This window comes from Desertimonas flava, from assembly GCF_003426815.1.
Lineage (GTDB): Bacteria > Actinomycetota > Acidimicrobiia > Acidimicrobiales > Ilumatobacteraceae > Desertimonas > Desertimonas flava.
Genome location: NZ_QKYK01000023.1, coordinates 74004 through 93185 on the forward strand (window position 1 = coordinate 74004; position 19182 = coordinate 93185).

At 71.2% G+C, this 19182-nt stretch carries 18 protein-coding genes; 10 read left to right on the top strand and 8 right to left on the bottom strand.

Annotated elements, in window-relative coordinates; all coding sequences use genetic code 11:
- Positions 1–2 precede the first annotated feature (2 nt).
- The 4 genes from DN771_RS30535 to DN771_RS21390 all read left to right on the top strand — a co-directional run bounded on the left by DN771_RS30535 (position 3) and on the right by DN771_RS21390 (position 5650).
- Positions 3–1178, top strand: a complete 1176-nt coding sequence (locus DN771_RS30535; RefSeq protein WP_116999590.1) for an LOG family protein — start codon at positions 3–5, stop codon at positions 1176–1178.
- Positions 1175–1921, top strand: a complete 747-nt coding sequence (gene ppgK, locus DN771_RS30540; protein ID WP_116999591.1) for a polyphosphate--glucose phosphotransferase — start codon at positions 1175–1177, stop codon at positions 1919–1921. The genes DN771_RS30535 and ppgK overlap by 4 nt, the downstream gene beginning before the upstream one ends.
- 42 nt (positions 1922–1963) lie before the next feature.
- Positions 1964–3757, top strand: a complete 1794-nt coding sequence (locus tag DN771_RS21385) for an ABC transporter ATP-binding protein (protein WP_116999592.1) — start codon at positions 1964–1966, stop codon at positions 3755–3757.
- 180 nt (positions 3758–3937) lie between these two features.
- The gene (locus DN771_RS21390) at positions 3938–5650 is read left to right on the top strand and encodes an ATP-binding cassette domain-containing protein (protein WP_162942228.1); all 1713 of its coding nucleotides are present in this window, start codon (positions 3938–3940) and stop codon (positions 5648–5650) included.
- Between the two features lie 22 nt (positions 5651–5672).
- Here the strand turns inward: DN771_RS21390 and DN771_RS21395 are convergent, their stop codons facing one another.
- A complete protein-coding gene (locus DN771_RS21395) occupies positions 5673–5993 on the bottom strand; it encodes a phosphoribosylpyrophosphate synthetase (protein ID WP_162942229.1) in 321 nt (106 codons plus the stop codon).
- A gap of 53 nt (positions 5994–6046) precedes the next feature.
- Between DN771_RS21395 and DN771_RS21400 the strand changes: the two genes are divergently transcribed.
- The gene (locus DN771_RS21400) at positions 6047–6862 is read left to right on the top strand and encodes an alpha/beta fold hydrolase (protein WP_162942230.1); all 816 of its coding nucleotides are present in this window, start codon (positions 6047–6049) and stop codon (positions 6860–6862) included.
- A gap of 62 nt (positions 6863–6924) precedes the next feature.
- Here DN771_RS21400 and DN771_RS21405 read toward each other — a convergent pair whose 3' ends face one another.
- From DN771_RS21405 to DN771_RS21420, 4 genes are all read right to left on the bottom strand, one after another.
- Positions 6925–7776, bottom strand: a complete 852-nt coding sequence (locus DN771_RS21405; protein WP_116999596.1) for a helix-turn-helix transcriptional regulator — start codon at positions 7774–7776, stop codon at positions 6925–6927.
- 6 nt (positions 7777–7782) lie between these two features.
- Entirely contained in the window at positions 7783–8757 is a 975-nt protein-coding gene (locus DN771_RS21410) for a hypothetical protein (protein WP_116999597.1), read from the bottom strand.
- Positions 8758–8825: 68 nt separating this feature from the next.
- Positions 8826–9596, bottom strand: a complete 771-nt coding sequence (locus DN771_RS21415; protein ID WP_116999598.1) for an ABC transporter permease — start codon at positions 9594–9596, stop codon at positions 8826–8828.
- Entirely contained in the window at positions 9593–10546 is a 954-nt protein-coding gene (locus DN771_RS21420; RefSeq protein WP_116999599.1) for an ATP-binding cassette domain-containing protein, read from the bottom strand. Before DN771_RS21420 ends, DN771_RS21415 begins: the two co-directional genes overlap by 4 nt.
- Before the next feature lie 54 nt (positions 10547–10600).
- Here DN771_RS21420 and DN771_RS21425 point away from each other — a divergent pair, with 54 nt between their 5' ends.
- On the top strand, positions 10601–11353 hold the full coding sequence (locus tag DN771_RS21425; protein ID WP_116999600.1) for a TetR/AcrR family transcriptional regulator: 753 nt from the start codon (positions 10601–10603) through the stop codon (positions 11351–11353).
- Positions 11354–11388: 35 nt separating this feature from the next.
- On the opposite strand, the gene DN771_RS21430 is transcribed toward DN771_RS21425, so the two are convergent.
- Positions 11389–12186 (bottom strand): class I SAM-dependent methyltransferase, encoded by a 798-nt coding sequence (locus DN771_RS21430; protein ID WP_162942231.1) that lies wholly within the window; start codon positions 12184–12186, stop codon positions 11389–11391.
- 92 nt (positions 12187–12278) lie between these two features.
- On the opposite strand from DN771_RS21430, the gene DN771_RS21435 reads away from it, so the two are divergent.
- From DN771_RS21435 to DN771_RS21445, 3 genes are all read left to right on the top strand, one after another.
- Positions 12279–14573, top strand: a complete 2295-nt coding sequence (locus DN771_RS21435; protein ID WP_116999602.1) for an acyltransferase family protein — start codon at positions 12279–12281, stop codon at positions 14571–14573.
- A 103-nt stretch (positions 14574–14676) separates the two neighbouring features.
- Positions 14677–15261 carry a YcnI family copper-binding membrane protein gene (locus DN771_RS21440; protein WP_162942232.1) on the top strand — a complete coding sequence of 195 codons (585 nt, stop codon included), beginning with the start codon at positions 14677–14679 and terminating at the stop codon, positions 15259–15261.
- Between the two features lie 88 nt (positions 15262–15349).
- Positions 15350–16972: a copper resistance protein CopC gene (locus tag DN771_RS21445; protein WP_116999604.1), complete on the top strand. Its 1623-nt coding sequence runs from the start codon at positions 15350–15352 to the stop codon at positions 16970–16972.
- Between the two features lie 53 nt (positions 16973–17025).
- On the opposite strand, the gene DN771_RS21450 is transcribed toward DN771_RS21445, so the two are convergent.
- Complete coding sequence (locus DN771_RS21450; RefSeq protein WP_116999617.1) at positions 17026–17259, bottom strand: hypothetical protein; 234 nt, start codon at positions 17257–17259, stop codon at positions 17026–17028.
- 105 nt (positions 17260–17364) lie between these two features.
- The gene (locus DN771_RS21455; RefSeq protein ID WP_162942233.1) at positions 17365–18030 is read right to left on the bottom strand and encodes a zf-HC2 domain-containing protein; all 666 of its coding nucleotides are present in this window, start codon (positions 18028–18030) and stop codon (positions 17365–17367) included.
- Positions 18031–18214: 184 nt separating this feature from the next.
- Here DN771_RS21455 and DN771_RS21460 point away from each other — a divergent pair.
- The coding region (locus DN771_RS21460) for a 13E12 repeat family protein (protein WP_116999606.1) at positions 18215–19182 on the top strand (968 nt) is incomplete at its 3' end.

Consider the following 19182-nt stretch of genomic DNA (forward strand, 5'->3'; position numbering starts at 1 on the left):
CGGTGACCACCGACCCGTCGTCGCGGCTGCACCGCCGCGTCGTCGACATCGACTCACTCGGCGAGTTCGACGCCGTGGCGGCCTTTTCCCGCTCGATGGACGGCTGGCGCGTCCGCCACGTCGACCTGACCGAGCGCACGTCCGTGCTGCTGCGGCTGGCTCCGGCCGGGGCGCTGTTCCTCGGTGCCCGACTCGCGGCGCCCGCCATCGTGCACCTCGAAGCCGGCGGTGCACTCGTGTACCCCGACGTCCCCGGGGCGCCCGTCGACGAGTTCCGCTCTGCGCTCTACGGGCCCGACGAGCTCTACGACGGACTGGCCGCCGCCGGGTACCCGGCGACGCCGGACGCGCGGGTCTACGCCTGGTCGCAGGAGCGAGGTGGGGCCGAGCAGCTCGTCGCCAAGGCCCTCCACGACGCATCCATCGGGGCGGCACTCGACTCGTGGCTGGCGGCCGATCGGCGCCCTGTGGTCGGCGTGATGGGCGGCCATGCCGTCCAGCGAGGTGACGCCGCGTACGCCGACGCCGCCGAGCTCGGCCGGCTGCTCGCCTCGGCCGGCTTCCTCGTCGCCACGGGCGGCGGGCCCGGGGCGATGGAGGCGGCCAACCTCGGCGCCCATCTCTCGACCGCCCCGCCCGACGCCGTCGGGGAGGCGGCCGCGATGCTCGCTGCGGTGCCGTCGTTCCGGCCGTCGGTCGGCGCCTGGGCCCAAGCCGCCCAGGCCGTCCGCACCCGATGGGCCGGCGGGGCGTCCAGCCTCGGGGTGCCGACGTGGCACTACGGCCACGAGCCGCCCAACCTCTTTGCCAGCCACGTCGCCAAGTACTTCCAGAACTCGGTGCGCGAGGCGACGCTGCTCGAGCGGTGCACCGGAGGGGTGGTGTTCCTCCCCGGCGCCGCCGGCACCGTCCAGGAGGTGTTCCAGGACGCGTGCGAGAACTTCTACGCCGACGCCGGCCTCGCCGCGCCGATGGTGCTCGTCGGGCGGCAACACTGGACCGAGCGAGTACCGGCTTGGCCGCTGCTACGCGCGCTCGCCACCGGCCGGGACTTCGAACGGTCGATCGCCCTGGTCGACGACGTGACCGCCGCGGCCGACGTCATCGCGGCTCACGCCGCGGGCGCCGCGAACGGTACCGTCGGCACATCGAAACTGGCACCACCTCCCCAGCAGTGATCTCCTTCGGGATCGACATCGGCGGCTCGGGCATGAAGGCCGGCCCGGTCGACCTCGCCACCGGCGAGCTGACGGCCGACCGCTACAAGATCGCCACGCCGAAGCCGGCGACACCGGCGTCGATGGCGGCCGTCGTCCGCCAGCTGGTCGAGCACTTCGAGTGGTCGGGCAGCGTCGGTGTGGCGTTTCCTGCCATCGTGCGCAACGGCGTCGCGGCGAGCGCCGCCAACATCGACGAGTCCTGGATCGGGACCGACATCGACGCCGTCTTCACGGAGGCATCGGGTCGTGACGTGCACGTGATCAACGACGCGGACGCGGCCGGGCTCGCCGAGATGCGCTGGGGTGCCGGCAAGGGCCGTGCCGGTGTCGTGCTCGTCGTCACGTTCGGCACCGGCATCGGCTCGGGGCTGTTCATCGACGGCATCCTCGTGCCCAACACCGAGCTCGGGCATCTCGAGCTCGACGGCCACGACGCCGAGCAGCGGGCCGCCGCCAGCGCCCGCGATCGTGACGACCTGTCGTGGAAGGCGTGGGCCGGCCGCGTGAATCGCTACCTCACTCACGTGTGCGCCCTGTTCTCGCCCGACCTCATCATCGTCGGCGGAGGAGTGAGCCGTCGTCCCGACAAGTGGCTGCCGTACCTCGACGTCCCGACCGAGGTGGTGCCGGCGACGCTCACCAACGAGGCCGGCATCGTCGGCGCAGCCCTGATCGCCGACAAGGCCGGCCGCCTCACCTAAACCCAGCGCGACGCCGGCGGCGTCACCGGTGACACTGGGACGGTGCCCGACGCGACGCGTGCCCCCGGCCGCGCCCCCGTGACCCAGCAGGGTCGAGCCTTGCTCGACCTGCTGCGCCCCGACGCCCGGCGTTGGATCGCTCTCGGGCTGGTGATCGCCGTCGCCCAGGCCGGCGCGCTGGCCGGCCCGCTCGTCGTCCGCCTGGTGGTCGACGAGGCCCGCGACGGCGCCGACCGCGGCACGGTCGTCGCCCTCGGCGTGCTCTTCCTCGGCATCGCCGCGCTCACCCAACTCGTCAACGTGCTCGTCGTCCGCAACGCCACCAGGGCGGCGTGGCGCATCACCAACACGCTGCGGCTCGACATCACCGGGCACGTGCTCGGACTCGATCACGAGTTCCACCGTCGCCACACGCCGGGCGAGCTGATCCAGCGGGTCGACGGCGACGTCACCCACGTCTCCGACTTCCTGTCGCAGGTGCTGCCGCGTCTCGTCGGCGCCGTGGTCATGCTCACCGGAATGCTCGGTGTGCTCCTCGTGATCGACTGGCGCCTCGGCGCCGGCATGGTCGTGTACCTGATCTTCGCCGCCGCCCTGGTCATCCGCATGCGGCACCGGGCGGTGCGTGAATCGTCCGACGAGATGGGCGCCTACGCCCGCCTCTACGGCGGCATCGAGGAACGGCTCACGGCGATCGAGGACCTTCGCTCCAACGGCGCCGAGACCCACGCCATGTGGCGGTTCGTCGAGGACAGCTCCGACGCCCTGCGCAGCTCCGTGCGCCGCGAGGACGCGTTCTTGCGGATGTGGTGGGCCTTGCAGACAGCCGTGACGGTCGGGTCCGTGGGCACGCTCGCCCTGTCGGCCGGGTTGGTCAGCGGCGGGACGATCACGCTGGGGACGGCGTTCCTGCTGTTCCAGTACGTCCAGCTGATGACGCGCCCGCTCGAGGACCTCGTCCACCAGCTCGAGACCGTGCAGAAGGCGAGTGGCGCGATGCGCCGCGTCGTCGAACTGATGGCGATCCGTCCGGGCATCGTCGACGCCGGCTCGACGCGACCCGGGGCGGGGCCGTTGTCGGTGGAGGCCACCGGTGTGCGCTTCAGCTACGAGGAAGCGCAACCGATCCTGCACGACATCGACGTGACGGTCGCCGCCGGTCGCTCGGTCGGCGTGGTCGGTCGCACCGGCAGCGGCAAGACGACGTTCTCGCGCCTGCTCCTCCGCCTCGTCGAACCGACGGCGGGAACGATGCGCCTCGGCGGGGTGCCGATCGCCGACATCCCGCTCGCCGAGCTGCGCCGCCGGGTGGCGCTCGTGCCGCAGGAGGTCGAGCTCTTCGAGGGCACGATCCGCGACAACGTGACCCTCTTCGACGCCGCACCGTCCGACGCCGCCGTCGAGGCCGCACTGCGCGACGTCGGGCTCGACGTGCTCGTCGACGCCGGCATCGACCGGCCGCTCGGCGCGGGAGGCGCCGGCCTGTCCGCCGGCCAGGCGCAGCTGTTGGCGCTGGCCCGGGTGTGGTTGCGCCAGCCCGATCTGCTCGTGCTCGACGAGGCGACGGCGCGGGTCGATCCCGAGACCGAGGAACGCATCGCCGATGCCGTGGCGCGGCTGATGGTCGGCCGCACCACGTTCGTCATCGCCCACCGCCTCTCCACGCTCGACATGGTCGACGAGATCATCGTGTTCGACGCCGGTCGCATCGCCGAGCACGGGCCCCGGGCCGAGCTCGTGCGCCGCGACGGTGGACGGTACCGCCGGCTCCTCGAGCTCGCCCTCGCCGTTGACACCGACGCCACCGTCACGAACGCGTTGGCGGAGCCGGCATGATCCAGCACCGATGCGAGCGAGCGAGCGCTAGCGAGCGAGCGTCCACACGCGGCCTGCGTGGCCGGGGAACGCAGTGAACGGAGCCGGCATGATCCAGCACCGATGCGAGCGAGCGAGCGCTAGCGAGCGAGCGTCCACACGCGGCCTGCGTGGCCGGGGAACGCAGTGAACGGAGCCGGCATGAAGCAGTACTCGGCGATGCGGCTGGCTTGGCAGATCACCAAGCATGAGCCGTGGACGTTCTGGGTGGGCTGGATCACGTTCGTCGTGTTCTTCACGCTGCCCGCGGCCAACGGCTTCCTGCTCGGGCGTGGCTTCGACGCCCTCGGCAACGGCGACACCCGCGCCGTGTACTGGTACGCCATCGCCCTCATGGTCGCCGAAGCGGTGCGCATGGCGGTCATCCACTTCGCCGCGATCACCTGGACGAAGGCGTGGGTGCACATGCAGACGCTCATCCGCGGCAACCTCTTGCAGGCGCAGATGGCGAGTGGCGGCCCCGAAGCCGGCCAGCCGGTCGGCTCGGCCGGCGAGGCGATCACCCACTTCCGGGAGGATGCCGAGGACGTCGCCCAACTGATCGACGGCATCGTCGACGTGTCCGGCGGGGTGCTCTTCAGCGTGATCGCCGGGTTCGTCCTCGGTCTCGCCGATGCCCGGGCCGCGGCCGTGCTCGTCCTGCCCCTGATCGGCGTGGTGCTGGTCACCCGGCTCCTCGACGGGCGGATCAAGGCGTACCGCGCCGCCGACCGGACGGCCGCTGCGGCGGTGACGGGGCTCGTCGGCGACGTGATGGCGGCGGCGACCACGGTGAAGGTGAACGGCGCGTCGGGCAACCTGCTCGACCGCCTCCGTGTCCTCGTCGACCGGCGGGGTTCCACCGCCGTACGGGACCGGGTGCTCGACGAGGGCGTGATGGCGTTCAGCCACGGCGCCGCCGACATCGGCTTCGGGCTCATCATCGTCGTCAGCGCCGGGGCCATCGCGACGGGCAGCTTCGACGTCGGCACCCTCGCCCTGTTCGCCGCCTACCTCGGATGGCTCAGCTTCATGCCGCGGATGGTCGGGCGGGTCCTGGCCCGCCGCAAGCAGGCGGCCATCGCCTTCGATCGGATGAGCGTCCTCGTCGCCGACAACGACGCCAGCAACACCGTCCGGCCCCGCTCGCTGCCCCTCGAGGCGCGGCAACGGCCGGTACGCCCCGACGCGGCCAGACCCGACCGGGTGCCGCTCGACTTGTTCGAGGTCGTCGACCTGGTCGCCCGCTATCCCCTCGGGCGACGGGGCAACGGCTCGGGTTCGGCCTTCCAGCGCGGCGTCGGCCCGGTGTCGTTCCGTGCCGAGCGGGGTACGTTCACCGTGATCACCGGGCCGGTCGGTTCCGGCAAGTCGACGCTGTTGCGGGCGATGCTCGGACTGGCCTGGCGCGCCGAGGTGACGGGCGAGGTTCGATGGAACGGCCGCCCGATCGTCGACCGTGCCGCTTTCCTCGTGCCGCCGAACGCCGCCTTCCTGCCCCAAGTGCCCCAACTGATCTCCGACTCGGTGATCGACAACGTGTCGCTCGGGCCGATGGAGCGGGCGCGGATCGAGGAGGCCTTGCGGGTCGCGGAGATCGCCGACGACGTCGCGGCGATGCCCGACGCAGGTGACACGCTCATCGGTCCGCGCGGCCTGCGGCTGTCCGGTGGCCAGCGGCAGCGGCTGGCGACGGCACGGGCGCTCGCGCACGGGCCCGAGCTGATCGTGCTCGACGACCTGTCCAGCGCAGTCGACGTGGAGACCGAACTGCGGCTCTGGGACAACCTCGCCGCCGCCGGCCTCACGGTGATCGCCGTGTCCCACCGCGCCGTGGCGTTCGAACGCGCCGACCAGGTCATCCGCCTCCGCTGACGACCTGACGGTTGCCCGTCGGTCAGGGCTCGAAACGGCGGTGGAGGTCGACGAGGTGATGACTCAGGGCCGGGTCGGCGTTGACGCCGAACGCCGACGCCAGCGTTCCCCTCGTGCCCGACGCCGGGTCGAGCAGTCCGAAGACGATCATCTCGTCGCCGGGATCGCTGTCGCCCTCGAAGCGGTAGAGCCGTTCGACCACGGCGTCGCCGACGGCGCATGTGGGGCAGTCGGGGTCGGCGCTGAGCACGCCGTCGACGAGCACGTAGTCGGCGGTGTAGCCATCGGCACGGAGCGCGGCGATGGCCTCGATGACCGTGTCTGGTGATGGATCCTCATGCATCTCGGTCCCTCGCTCCGGCGTCTGTGCTCCGAGTCGAGGGTACCGTGCGGTGGATGGCCGACCTGTCGCAACGGATCACCATCGACGGCGCTGAACTGGCGTGGGACTCGTGGGGCGAGGGCGACGGCCCTCCGCTCCTCCTGATCCACGGGTTCTCCGGCTCGTCCCACGACTTCGCCCTCGTCGTGGACGAACTGGCACGGACCCGCCGCGTGCTCGCCGTCGACCACGTGGGCCACGGCCTGTCCACCAAGCTCGGGGCGGCCGGCGGCTACTCGCTGAGCCGCCTCGCTGCCGATGTCGGCGCGTTCGTGGACGCCGTGGTGGGTGGACCGGTCGACGTGCTCGGGCACTCGATGGGTGGGTACCTCTCGATGCTGCTCGTGCTCGACCGACCCGAGCTGGTCCGCTCGCTCACCCTCATGGACACCAGCGGGTGGGGGTTCGCCGCCGGGGAGGTGCAGGAGCTGATGCAGGCGTTCCTCGCCGGCTTCGACCCGGCGAACCACGATCGTCCGGTGAATCCGCCCGGGCCCGAGCGGGCGCTCGTCGATGCGGCGACGCCCGCCGAGTGGCGCGACGTCAAGGCCCTGCGCGACGAGGCGTTCGACCTCTACGCCCTCAAGGCGCTGGGACTGGAGCTGCTCGGACCCGACCTGCCGTCGCTGCGGGAACCCTTGGGAGGGGTCACGGTTCCCGTCACGGTGATCGTCGGCTCCGAGGACGGAGAGCTGGCCGTGCAGGCGCCCGACCTCGCCGCCTGTTTCCCGAACGGCGAACTGGTGACGATCGCCGGCGCCTATCACTCGCCGCAGCTGACCCACCGCGACGAGTGGCTCACCGCCGTGGAGCGCCACCTCTCCCGCTGATCAGGCGATCAGGCGACACGATCGAGCGAGCCCGATCAGGCGACACGATCGGGCGAGCCCGATCAGGCGACATAGTGGCGGACGGCGAGGCGCTGGGCCGAGTCGTCGCCGGGCACCGGGAGCTGGACGGCGACGCGCAGCATCGGCCACTCCTCAGGGGCGAGGAGCTGGTACTCGAACGTGAGCATGCCGGCCTGCGGGTGGTTGAAACGGCGCAGGCGGGTCTCGAAGCGGGCGACGTCGTGTTCGGGCCACCACGCCGCGAACTCGGCGCTGTCGGCACTGAGCCGATCGACGAGCTCACGGAAGGCCGGGTCACCCCGCACCGGCGTGGTGGCGGCGCGGAACTCGGCCAACGCCTGCCGGGCATGGATATCCCAGTCGACGATGAGGTCCCGCAGCGCCGGGTCGGCGAACAGCACCCACATGAGGTTGCGCTCAGGAGGCTGCAGGATGTTGATGCGCGGGTACAGCCGGGCCTGAGCAGCGTTCCACGCGGCGAACTCCCAGTGCGGTCCGAGCACGTAGGCCGGCGCTGGCTCGAAGGCGTCGATCAGGCGGCGCAGTGCCGAGGGCACGTCGTCAGGGTCGGCGACCGACGTGGTGACCGTGGTGACCCGGTCGGTGGGTGTCGGCTGAGCGAGGGCGATGAGGTGCTCGACGCCGGCGGCGTCGAGGCGCAGGGCCCGGCCGATCGCCCGCAGCACGTCCACCGACGCGTTGATCCGCCGGCCCTGTTCGAGCCACGTGTACCAGGTGACCGACACGCCGGCCAGCATCGCCACCTCCTCTCGCCGGAGCCCGGGCGTGCGTCGGGAGTGACCGGTGGGCAGGCCCACCTGCGTCGGCGTTACGGCCTCCCGGCGGGCACGCAGGAACTCGCCGAGGGCGGCCCGGTGGTCGTCGCTGGACACGCCTGGCTACTGCGCCATTTCGAGGAGCTCGCCGAACTCGGTGGTCATGTCGACGTACTCCTTCGGCGGGGCGATCACGATGTCGGGGGAGTTGAAGTCGAACGACTCCATGATCATCGTGGTGACGAGCCCGCGCATCTCGTCGAGCAACTCGGCTTCGGAGTCGTCGAGACCGCCGATGCTGGCGGCGGCGGTCAGGGTGTCGACGTCGAACTCGAACACGACCCGCGTGATGAAGCCGTTGTCACCCAGCCACACCTCGATCGGCAGCTCGGCGTCGGCCAACGAGCTGAGGTCGGCCGGCATCAGTGAGGGGTCCAGGTTCTGGGCCTCCATCATCTCGACGAAGCCGACCGTCGCGGTGACACCGGAGGACGGGATGCCATGGATGGTCTCGGTGCCGAGGGGAGCGGTCTTCGAGGTCGTCCCGAGGGCCGCGTACATCGCCGTGGGGTTGCCCGCATTGGCACCCAGCAGCGAGCCGATGTCGGCGGCATCGGTGGAGAGCGCCGCCCCGTCCACGAACGCCCAACCATCGCCGAGCTCGACGAACGCGGACATCGGACCCGATGTTCTGCCCGACATCTCGGCGAGGGCGGCGAAGAACGGCGCCCTGATGTAGAGGTCCTGCTCGATGGTGATCATCTCCATCGTCAGGTCGTCGTCGTCGAGGGGGAGCAGTCCGCCCATCAGCACCGACATGTCCATCAGCGCGGTGCTCGAGGTGCCCGACACCGATCCGGTGGCTAGCGGGCGGCTCGTGCTGCCCATCGTCGGCATGCCGGCGACGCCGGACATTTCCAAGTACATCTCGTAGCGACTGGGCGCCGTTGCCGACTGCTCGGCCGCGGCGACAAGGGCCTCCGGCGTGATGCCGGAGCCCTCGTCGGGAGTCGATGCGGCGACGTTCGCCGTCCCGGCCAACAGGGTGACTGCGGCCCCGGCGACAGCGAGCAACGAACGGCGGCGACGTGAGTGCATCCCCCGATCCTACGAAGTCGGTCGTCGACGACGCCGTCGTCACCCGTCGCACCGGCTGAACGGTCCGTTCATGCTGCGGTGCGGCGGCGATACATCATGCCGGCGAGGACGACCGACGTGACGAGGAGGCCGGTACACCACGCCACGGCGATCCAGCCCGAACTGCCGATCTCCGTGCCGGTGAGCAGGCCGCGGGCCGTCTCGATGATCGGGGTGACCGGCTGGTGGTCGCTGATGGCGCGCAGTCCCGCCGGCATCGTGTCGGTCGGCACGAAGGCGCTGGACAGGTACGGGACGAACAGCATGAAGAACCCGACGGCGTTGGCCGACTCGGCGCTCCGCGCGACGATCCCCAGCGCCGCAGCGAGCCACGAGAGGGCGAGCACGTAGGCAGCGAGGAGCCCGGTCATCGCCAGCCACTCGACCGGCCCGGCGTCGGGCCGGAAGCCCATCAGCACGGCGGCCGCCACGACGATGACCGTGGAGATGGCGTTGCGAGCCACGCTGGCGACGACGTGGCCGGTGAGAACGGCGGAGCCGGCGATCGGCATCGACCGCAGGCGGTCGATCATGCCTCCGGTCATGTCGGCGGAGACCGGAACGGCGGTCGACGCCGCGCCGAAGCCCACGCACAGGAGGATGATGCCGGGCACGACGTAGTCGATGTAGTCGCCGCCCGGATCGAGTGCACCGCCGAACACGTAGACGAACAGGGCCATCAGCATGAGGGGCAACAGGATCGACGTGATGACGGTGTCGATGCTGCGCCGACCAAGCCGGATCGATCGACCGATGAGGGTGGAGGAATCGGCGAGCACGGCAGCGGTGACACGACTCACGCGGCGCTCCCGGTGACGGCGACGAACACGTCGTCGAGCGTGGGGCGGCGCAGGTCGAGGGTGATCGGGTGGACGCCGGCGTCGAGCAGCACGGAGAGGGCGTCGTGCACTCCCTTCGCCGACCCGTCCGTGGGCAGGCCGATCCCCAGACCGTCGGCACTGACGAGCGCGCCGCGACGGGCCAGCAGCGCCGCGGCGACGACGGCGTCGTCGTGGAGGGCGAAACGGACGTCGATGCGCTCTCCGCCGACCTGTCGCTTGAGGTCGACCGTCGTTCCGTCGGCGGCCACGCGGCCGTCGTCGATGAGCACGACGCGATCGGCGAGCTGATCGGCCTCCTCGAGGTACTGGGTCGTGAGGATGACGGTCGTGCCGTCGCCCACGAGGTCGCGCACGACGCTCCACATCATCGAGCGGCTCGTCGGGTCGAGCCCGGTCGTCGGCTCGTCGAGGAAGAGCACCCGCGGGGACCCGACCACGCTCATCGCCAGGTCGAGACGGCGGCGCATGCCGCCGGAGTACGTGGAGACGCGCCGCGAGCCCGCGTCGGCGAGATCGAAGCGGTCGAGCAGCTCGTCGGCGCGACGACGCGCGGCGGCGCGGCCGAGGTGGAGCAGCTGGCCGATCATGCGCAGGTTCTCGCGGCCGGTCTGCTCCTCGTCCACGGCGGCGTACTGGCCCGTCAGGCTGATGAGCGCCCGCACGGCGGGGGCGTCGTCCACGACGTCGTGCCCGGCGATGCGGGCGGTCCCCCGATCGGGCCGCAGGAGCGTCGCGAGGATCCGCACCGTCGTGGTCTTGCCGGCGCCGTTGGGGCCGAGGAGCGCGAGGACCGTGCCCTCGGCGACGTCGAGGTCGATGCCGTCGAGCACCGCCGTGCCGCCGAACGCCTTGTGCAGGCCGCGGACGGAGACGATGCCGTCACGGCAACAGTTTTCTGCGTACTTCATACGCAGAACGGTAGAGACAAAACTGCGTATTGTCAACGCAGTTAGAGTGAGGGCATGAGCAACGACGCCCATCCCCACGACCTTCCCGCCGTGGTGCGGCTGCTCTGGGACCTCGGTGAGCCGTCCCGGCGGGGCCCGAAGCCGACGTTCACCCGCGACGACGTGGTCGCTGCGGCGATCGAAGTGGCCGACGCCGAGGGCATCACCGCCGTGTCGATGGGGCGGGTGGCCGCGCAGCTCGGCAGCTCGACGATGGCCCTCTACCGGTACGTGGCGAGCAAGGACGACCTGCTCACGCTGATGAGCGACGCCGCGTTCGGCCTTCCGCCCGAGGCGCCGGCCGGCGCCGGCTGGCGACCGCGGGCCGAGCAGTGGGCCCGCGCCGTCCGCGATGAATGGACGCGGCGTCCGTGGCTCCTCAAGCTCCCGGTGACCGGCCCGCCGACCGGTCCCCGGAACCTGCGGTGGTTCGACGCGTGCCTCGCCGCGTTCGACGGCACCGGCCTCGACGCCGCCCAGCGGGTGAGCGCCACGTTGTTGCTCAGCACGTACGTCCGGGGCGAGCGCCACCTCATGATCGACATCTCCTCCCGTCCGCCCGAGGAGTTGGCGCAGACTCTCATCAGCTATGACGTGCTCGCCCCGCTGGTCAGCGCCGAGCAGTACCCGGCGCTCGCTCGGATGATCGCCGACGGAGAGTTCGACGACGATTTCGGCGACGACGCCAGCGGTGACGACGACTTCGAGTTCGGGCTCACCGCCGTGCTCGACGGGATCGCCGCGGCGATCGAACGGGCGTCGGCGTGACGGTGGCCGGCCGAGCGGCCGTGCGGTGACGCCACCTACGACGGTGTGCGGGCCACGTAGACGAGGAATGCGTGCTGGGGCGTCGGTGTGGTGCCGTCGTAGCCGCCGATCACCGAGACGTCGACGAAGCCGGCCCGACCGAGCAGGTCGACGATCTCGCCAGGGCGGTAGCGGACGTAGGTGAGGACGTGCCGCTCGTCGCCGACGAGCTCGCCGTCGTGCCATCTCCACGCATGCATCTCGCGCCGGACCTGTCGCCCTGAGTCGTCGACGGCGACGACGCGCTGGCGCAACGCGTACTCGTCGCCGTCGGGACCGCGCTGGCGCTCGCTGCCCGGCGGCGGCGCGCCGGTGTCGGGAGCGATCCGCGGGGTCCAGTGCTCGGCCGTCTCGTAGTCCATGACGAACGTGCCACCTGGCGCGAGATGGGCGCGGATCCGCTCGAGACCGGCGGCGTCCTGGCCGTCGATGCTGCCGACGCCGAACGTCCCGCACATCAGGACGGTCGAGTAGGAGCGATCGATGTCCAGTTCGTGGGCCGGCTGCACGTACAGGTTCGGCGCCGCTCCGACCGCCGACGCGGCGGCGCGGCAGTGGTCGATCATGTCGGCGGAGGCATCGGCTCCGTCGACGTCGAGCCCGTCGCGCACGTACGGCACCAGCAGCCGCCCGGTGCCGCATCCGACGTCGAGCGCCGGCTCACCGGCGGCGACGAACCTCCGGAAGAAGGCGATCTCCGGACCGTCGTGGCGGAACAGCGCCCACCAGCGGGCGACGAGCCCGTGGTGCCAGGTCGCGGCCGCGCCGAACCCGTCGGATCCCCCATTGGTCATCGGCCCCAGATTGGCCGAGCGACGCCGCCCGCCGACGCTCGATTTCGGGTATCGCCAGGCGTCGTCGGCCGGGGCGGTACGGTCGCGAGCGGATGCACGCTCGGCGGCCGCTCGGGGCACGATTCGCGCCGGACTCGGATGCTGCCGCGCCGCGGCAGCGACGCCAACGGCGCGACATCCGGGCCGCCCGCCGCGACACCCGTGCCGCCGTGCGACGGTCGCTGGCCGGCCGCATCGACACCGGGTTCCGCCCCGACATCGAGGGGCTCCGCGCCGTGGCCGTGGTCGCCGTGGTCCTCTATCACACGCGCCTGCTCGGGGTGCGCAGCGGGTTCGTCGGCGTCGACGTGTTCTTCGTGCTCTCCGGGTTCCTCATCACGCGGCTCCTTCTCGGCGAGGCGGCGAGGACGGGCACGATCGCCCTCCCCGAGTTCTGGGCCCGGCGGGCCCGCCGGCTCCTTCCCGCCGCCGCCCTCACCGTGGTGGCCACGGTGCTCGTCGCCCGCCGGGTGCTGCCGCCCCTGGCCATGCCGACGCTCGCCGACGACACGTTCGGGGCGGCCACGTTCACGTCCAACTTCGTGTTCGGCAACCGTGTCGGCGACTACTTCGCGCCCACGTCCACGTCGCCCCTGCTGCACTTCTGGTCGCTCGCCGTCGAGGAGCAGTTCTACCTGTTGTGGCCGCCCCTGCTCGTCCTGATGATGCGCCGACCGCGCCAGTACCGGCGCCTCGTGCTGCTCGTCACCGTCGCTCTGATCGCGATCGGCTTCGCCACGTCGCTCGCTCTCGGTGCAGCACACTCCACGTGGGCGTTCTGGCTGCTGCCCACCCGGATGGGCGAGCTGCTCGCCGGCGCGGCGATTGCCATCGTCGGCCCGCGGATCGTCGACCGCAGGATCCGTGTGGGCGTCGGCTGGGCCGGCGCGCTCGGCATCGTCATGTCGTGCTTCGCGTTCGCCGGCGTTCCCACGTCGTGGCCGGGCCTCGGGGTCCTGCTCCCCGTCGTCGCCACGGTGGCCGTCATCGTCGCCGGAGGGAGCTCCAAGCGGCCGGTCGGTCCGGCGGTGGTGCTCGGGCTGCCCGCCCTCCAGTGGATCGGCCGGCACTCCTACGCCCTGTACCTCTGGCACTGGCCGGCCTACGTGCTCGCCGAGGCCCAGTGGGGCCCGCTGTCGGTCGTCCAGCGTTGCGCCGTCGTCGCCGGCTCGGTCGCCCTGTCGGCGCTGTCGGTGCGGCTCGTCGAGGACCCGATCCGCCACTCCCGGCGGCTCGCCGCCGTGCCGGCGCGCAGCCTAGGCCTCGGCGCTGCGCTCGTCCTCGTCGTCGCCCTCGTCGGATGGAACGCCCGGTCCTCGGTGGGCCGCCTCGACGGGGGCGTCGAAGCGGCAGCGCCCCAGTTGATACCGGCGACCCCCGTCGCCGGGACCCCCACCTCTGTCGCAGCCGTCCCGGCGGCCGACGGTGCGTCCACCACGTCGGTGCCCGGGGCCACGAGTACGTCGGTCGCGCCGACCTCGACGACGGTCGCCGCCGCCGTCGAGATCGAGCCACCGTCGGCGGCCGTGGCCCAGCTGGTCGCGTCCGGCCAACACGCGCTCCGCAACAACAGCTCAGCGGGCGGAGCCGCCGTTCCGTCCAACCTGCAGCCGTCACTGGGCGACGCGACACAGCGTTCCAAGCCGTATCAGGACGGCTGTGTCAACGTCGCGATCAACGACTCCCTCCAGCCGTGCGAGTACGGCGTCGCCGGTGGCCCGACGATGTTGCTGTTCGGCGACTCCCATGCCGCCCAGTGGTTCGAGCCGATCGAGCGGTACGCGTTGCAGCACGGCTACCGCCTCGTCGTCCTGTTGAAGATGGGTTGCCCGGTCGCCGACGTCGACTTCTCGGGCCAGGTGCTCCCGTACACCTGCCCGCCATGGCGCGACCGGGCCATCGCCTGGATGACCGAGCACCAACCGGCCCTCGTCGTCGTCTCCAACTCCTACGTCCAGTACGACAGCGATGCCGAGGAGTGGGCCGCCGGGAGCGACGCCACCTACGGCCGCATCGCCGACGCCGTCGACGCGCCCGTGGTGGTGTTCGGCGACAACCCGGCGAGCCCCGTCGAGGTGCCGGTGTGCCTCTCGGGAAACCTCGACGACGCGTCGGCGTGCGACGTCAGCAGGGACGAGGCGACCCGCCGCGACCTGATCGCCGCCGAGTACGCCGCCGCCCAGGCCCACTCGTTCACGTTCGTCGACACGACCGAGTGGTTCTGCACCGACGACAACTGCCCCGTGATCGTCGGCAACATCCTCGTGCTCCGCGACGAGACCCACATCACCGCACCGATGGCGCTCTACCTCCAGCCGCTGGTCGACGCCGCCATCGCCGCCGCGTGACCCAGGCGACCAAGAACGCCGGGAACTCCGAACCGTCGTGGGACGACCGGATGTCCGGTCGATGCGACGGACGTGCCGTCGCCCGTGGAGACAGGAGAAGCCGATGAGAGTTCGTGTGCGACAGGGCCGTGTCGGACGGTTGGCGGCCGGCGTGGTGATCGCCGGCGCCGCCCTCGTGGCTGCCGGGGCGAGCGCGTCCGCGCACGTCGTGGTCGATCCCAGTGAGGCCGTCGCCGGCGAGTCGGCGCTGCTCACCTTCGCCTTCAGCCACGGCTGCGACGGCTCGTCCACGACCGAGATCCGCATCCAGATCCCCGAGTCGATCCCGACCGTCGCCCCGACGATCAATCCCGGTTGGGAGGTCACCAAGCAGATGGAGACCCTGTACACCCCCGTCGAGGGTGGTCATGGCGAGCAGATCACCGAACGCGTCGCCGAGGTGGTGTACACCGCCAAGACGCCGGTCCCCGACGGCTACCGTGACACGTTCGTGCTGAGCCTCACCCTTCCCGACACGCCGGGCGAGACCGTGTACTTCCCGACGATCCAGACCTGCGAGGGCGGCGAGACGGCGTGGATCGAGATCCCCGCCGACGGCCAGGATCACGACGACCTCGAGTCGCCGGCACCCGCCGTGGAGCTCGTCGAATCCGTTCCGTCCGACAGCGCGGTCGACGATTCCCACTGATCACCTGACCCCTCGTTCGGCCGCGCCCGCGGTCGTCTCCGGCCCGCCGCGACGGTTCGTCGCGGCGGGCCTGCTCGCGCTCGTCCTGGTGCCGCTGCTCGTGGCCATCGTCGCCACGGGCTGGACGTCGGGCACGGCATCGGCCCACGCCCAGCTGTTGACGATCACCCCGGCCAACGACGAACTGCTCGACAGCGCCCCGACCGAGGTGGTGCTCGAGTTCAGCGAGCCCGTGTCGCTGTCGGGGGGCGACGTCCGCGTCCTCGACGACACCGCAGCGCAGGTGTCGTCGCCGCCGGAACAAGCCGGCGTGACGATCACCGTGCCGCTCGCCGCCGACCTGCGCGACGGGACCTACACCATCACGTACGAGGTGGTCTCGGCGGACTCGCATCGCATCGCCGGGGCGTCGGTGTTCCACGTCGGGACTCGGACGAACGACGTCCTGGGCGACGTCCCCGAACCGGGTAACGACGTCGCGTGGGGCATCCGCCTCGGCGGGGTGGTGTTCTCGGTCGTGGGCTACGCCGGCGCCCTCGTGGCCGCCGGCGTGTACGCCCTCACGATCTACGGCGACCGGACCCGGTCGCTTCGTCACCGCGACCAGCACGCCGGCGACGACCTCCGTCGTCGGTGGGACGGAACCGTGGTGCGCGCCGCGGTCCTCGGCGCGGTCGGCCTGCTCGCGTCGGCGCCGTTCCGCATCGCCCGCGTCGGTGGCGGTCTCGATGCCCTCAGCGACAACGACCTGATCCGCTCCACGTTGCGCGGCCCGATCGGTCTCGCACTTGCCGTCAGCGTCATCGGCCTGCTCGCCATCGCCGTCGCCGTCGACCAGCGCGCTCCGGGCTGGCTCGGCGGTCTCTTCGCCCTCGGCGCCCTCGTCGGGTTCGTCCTCGAGGGCCACACCCGCGCCGAGCGCGAGTCCCTGATGATCGTCACCGACGTCGTCCATCTCGCGGCCGGCGCCGTGTGGGCCGGCGGCATCGTCGGGTTGATCATCGCCTTCCGCGCCCGTGTCGACGTCGGTCGCCTGGCGCCGATCGTGCGCCGCTTCAGCGTCGCCGCGGTGGGCGCCGTGCTCGCCGTGTCCGTCGCCGGCGTCATCATGGCGTGGGTCATCCTGCCGACGGCCGGTGAGCTCACGTCCACCGGTTGGGGCAACGCCCTGATCGTCAAGGTCGGTCTCGTCGTGGTCGTCATCGCTCTCGGCGCGTACAACAACCGCCGGCTCGTCGGCGCCGTCGCCACGGAAGCGTCCCGCCGGCGGCTCGGCCGCTTGGTCATCGGCGAGGCGGCCATCCTGCTCGCCGTCGTGTCTGTGAGTGGCGTGCTCGTCACACGGTCGCCCCTCACGTCTGCGGCGACTCCCGCCCCGGTCGAACCGACAATGCTCACCGTCGAGATGAGCGACGGCGGCACGGCCGAGCTCTCGGTGGCGCCAGCGCGAGTCGGCACCAACACGCTCCACCTCGTGCTGCGCGACGACGAAGGCCGTGTGGTCAACCCTGTCGAGGAGCCGACGGTCGAGCTGACCCAGCCCGACCTCGACATCGGCCCCCTCCGTCCCGAGCTCGCTGCGGTCTACATCGGCGAGTACGAGACCACCGTCGAGCTCAGCTACGCGGGCGAGTGGGAGATCGGCATCCGCGTCCGGGTGTCCGACTTCGACTCGATATCCGGCTCGACCAGCCTCGACCTCGCCGACTGACGCCGCACCGCGATCTCAGTCGTCAACCTCAGTCGTCAACCTCAGTCGTCAACTCAGTCGTCGAGCTTCTCGTCGGCCTTGCGGTCGATGCGCGCCTCTTCGGCCTTCGTCAGCTTGCCCGCTCTGCGCTGCTGGGCGGCTCGGGCTTTGGCGTTGCGGGCGTGGGCCTCGTCCGGCATCGGGTAATTGCCCGACTCCTTCTTGGCGTCCTTGGTCCGCGCCTTCTCCGGCAGTCCGAAGTCCTTGGCGGGGAGGTTCTCTCGCTTCTTGGCGGTCAGATCGGCCATCGGTATCACCTCCATCGTGACCATGTTGATGTCCCCGGGTGATGTACCCGGAGACGAGCTGATGCAATCTGGTTGGAGACCGTCGGCGACTTCGAGGCCGCGACGTCAGCCGGTGCGGCGGGCGCTGTCGCTGACCGGGTGCAGATCGACGGTCGGCTCCCGCGACGTGCGCCGGGCGAAGCGCCGGTCGAGGCGGCGGGGAGCCGGAGTGGCGATCAGCCAGATGAGCACGACACTGATGAGCTCGGGCAGGTGCTGCATCTCGCTGAAGATCGGTACCCGCCCGTTGACGAGATCGACGACCGCGCCGATCACGAGACCACCACCGAGCACGGCTGCCACCGGCAGCATCGTGCGGGCACGAGCCGGGCGCCAGACGACCACCAGCAGGCCGACCCCGTAGGCGACGGTGAACGCCCCGAGGTGCCGGGCGGCGTGTTCGGCCGTGTCCTGTTCGTCGCCGAGAACGAGCGCCGGGATCGACATGACGAGGATCTCGATCGCCACGACGGCGAGGAGCGCGCGCACGATGCTCCATGCCGCCGCTCGGTCGGCGATCGCCGCCAGCTTCGACACCCGCCGGGACAGATCGGGCTGCGGCATCGCCTCGCCGATGCGCAGGCGGCCGACGCTCTGCTCGGCGGCGGCACGGAACGACCGGCACCCCGGGCAATGGGCAACGTGGGCGTCGACGAGGCGTTGCTCGATCCCCGGGTCCTCGCCGTCGATCAGCGCCGAGATGGCGTCACGCCATCGTTCACACGTCGTCACCGGGGGACAGGTCGTCGCGTGCGGTCGGGGAGTTCCCAGCCGCCGGCGGGGTTGTCGCACGGCGGATAGAAAGAGCCTCATTTCGATACACCCAATCTGTGATGAGCATGGGTTGAACACGTGTATCTGAACAAGTGATAGAACGCATGTTGGTATGCGGTGTTCTGGCCGTTAGCGTGCGGATATGTCGGTCCAGGAACTCCTCGAGCGGGCGAACACCGCCCTCGACGAGTTGCTCGCCGTCGACCCCGACCAGTTGTGCGACGCCGAGTTGGATGCGGTGATCGTGTCGGCGGTCCGGCTCGGGCACCGCACCGACGCGTTGGCACGACGGGTTGCGCCGCGTTGGGAACGCCGTGCGGTGTGGGCCGTGGGCCGGCACCGTCAGGCGGCGGGACGGTTGGCGACGGTGGCGAACGTGCCGCGTCGCGAGGCGGGCCGGGTGTTGACGCAGGGCCGGCAACTCGTGAACATGCCGCAGGCTGCGGCAGCGCTGGGAGCGGGGGAGATCTCGATCGATCATGTCGATCGTCTCGCCGCGTGCACCGCCCGCCGTCGGGCCGAGTCGTATCGGCGTGACGAGGCTGACCTGGTCGGCACGGCCAGGACGAAGCGGTTCGAGCGGTTCGTCACCCATGCCGCCTACTGGCGCAACGAGACGGACGCGGCGGTGGGTGATGATGGTGACGAGCCGAACAGTGACCGGCATTTCGGGTCGCGGCCTGGGGTGTTCGGGGAACGACGGTTCTTCGGTGATCTCGACCCTGTCGGTGGTGCCGAGGTCGCCGCCGCGGTCGAACGGATCGCCGGCGAGCTTGCCGCCATCGACGCGGGGCATGCGGGCCGGACGCGACGCCCGAAGCGGGTGTTGCGGGCCGACGCCCTGGTCGAGATGGCCAGACGTGCCTTGGCGGTCGCTCCCGGCAGCCGCAAACCCAGGCCGCTGGTCACGGTGGTCATCGGTCAAGCCGAGTTCGCTCGGTTGTGTGAACTGTCGGACGGGACCGTCATCACGCCCGGTCAGCTGATCCCGCATCTGGATGCGGTCGATGTGGAGACCATGGTGTTCGACGGTCATTTCCGGGCCATCGAGAAGTCCGATGCCCGCACGTTCACCGGGGCGTTGCGCCGGGCGATTCAAGTGCGTGATCG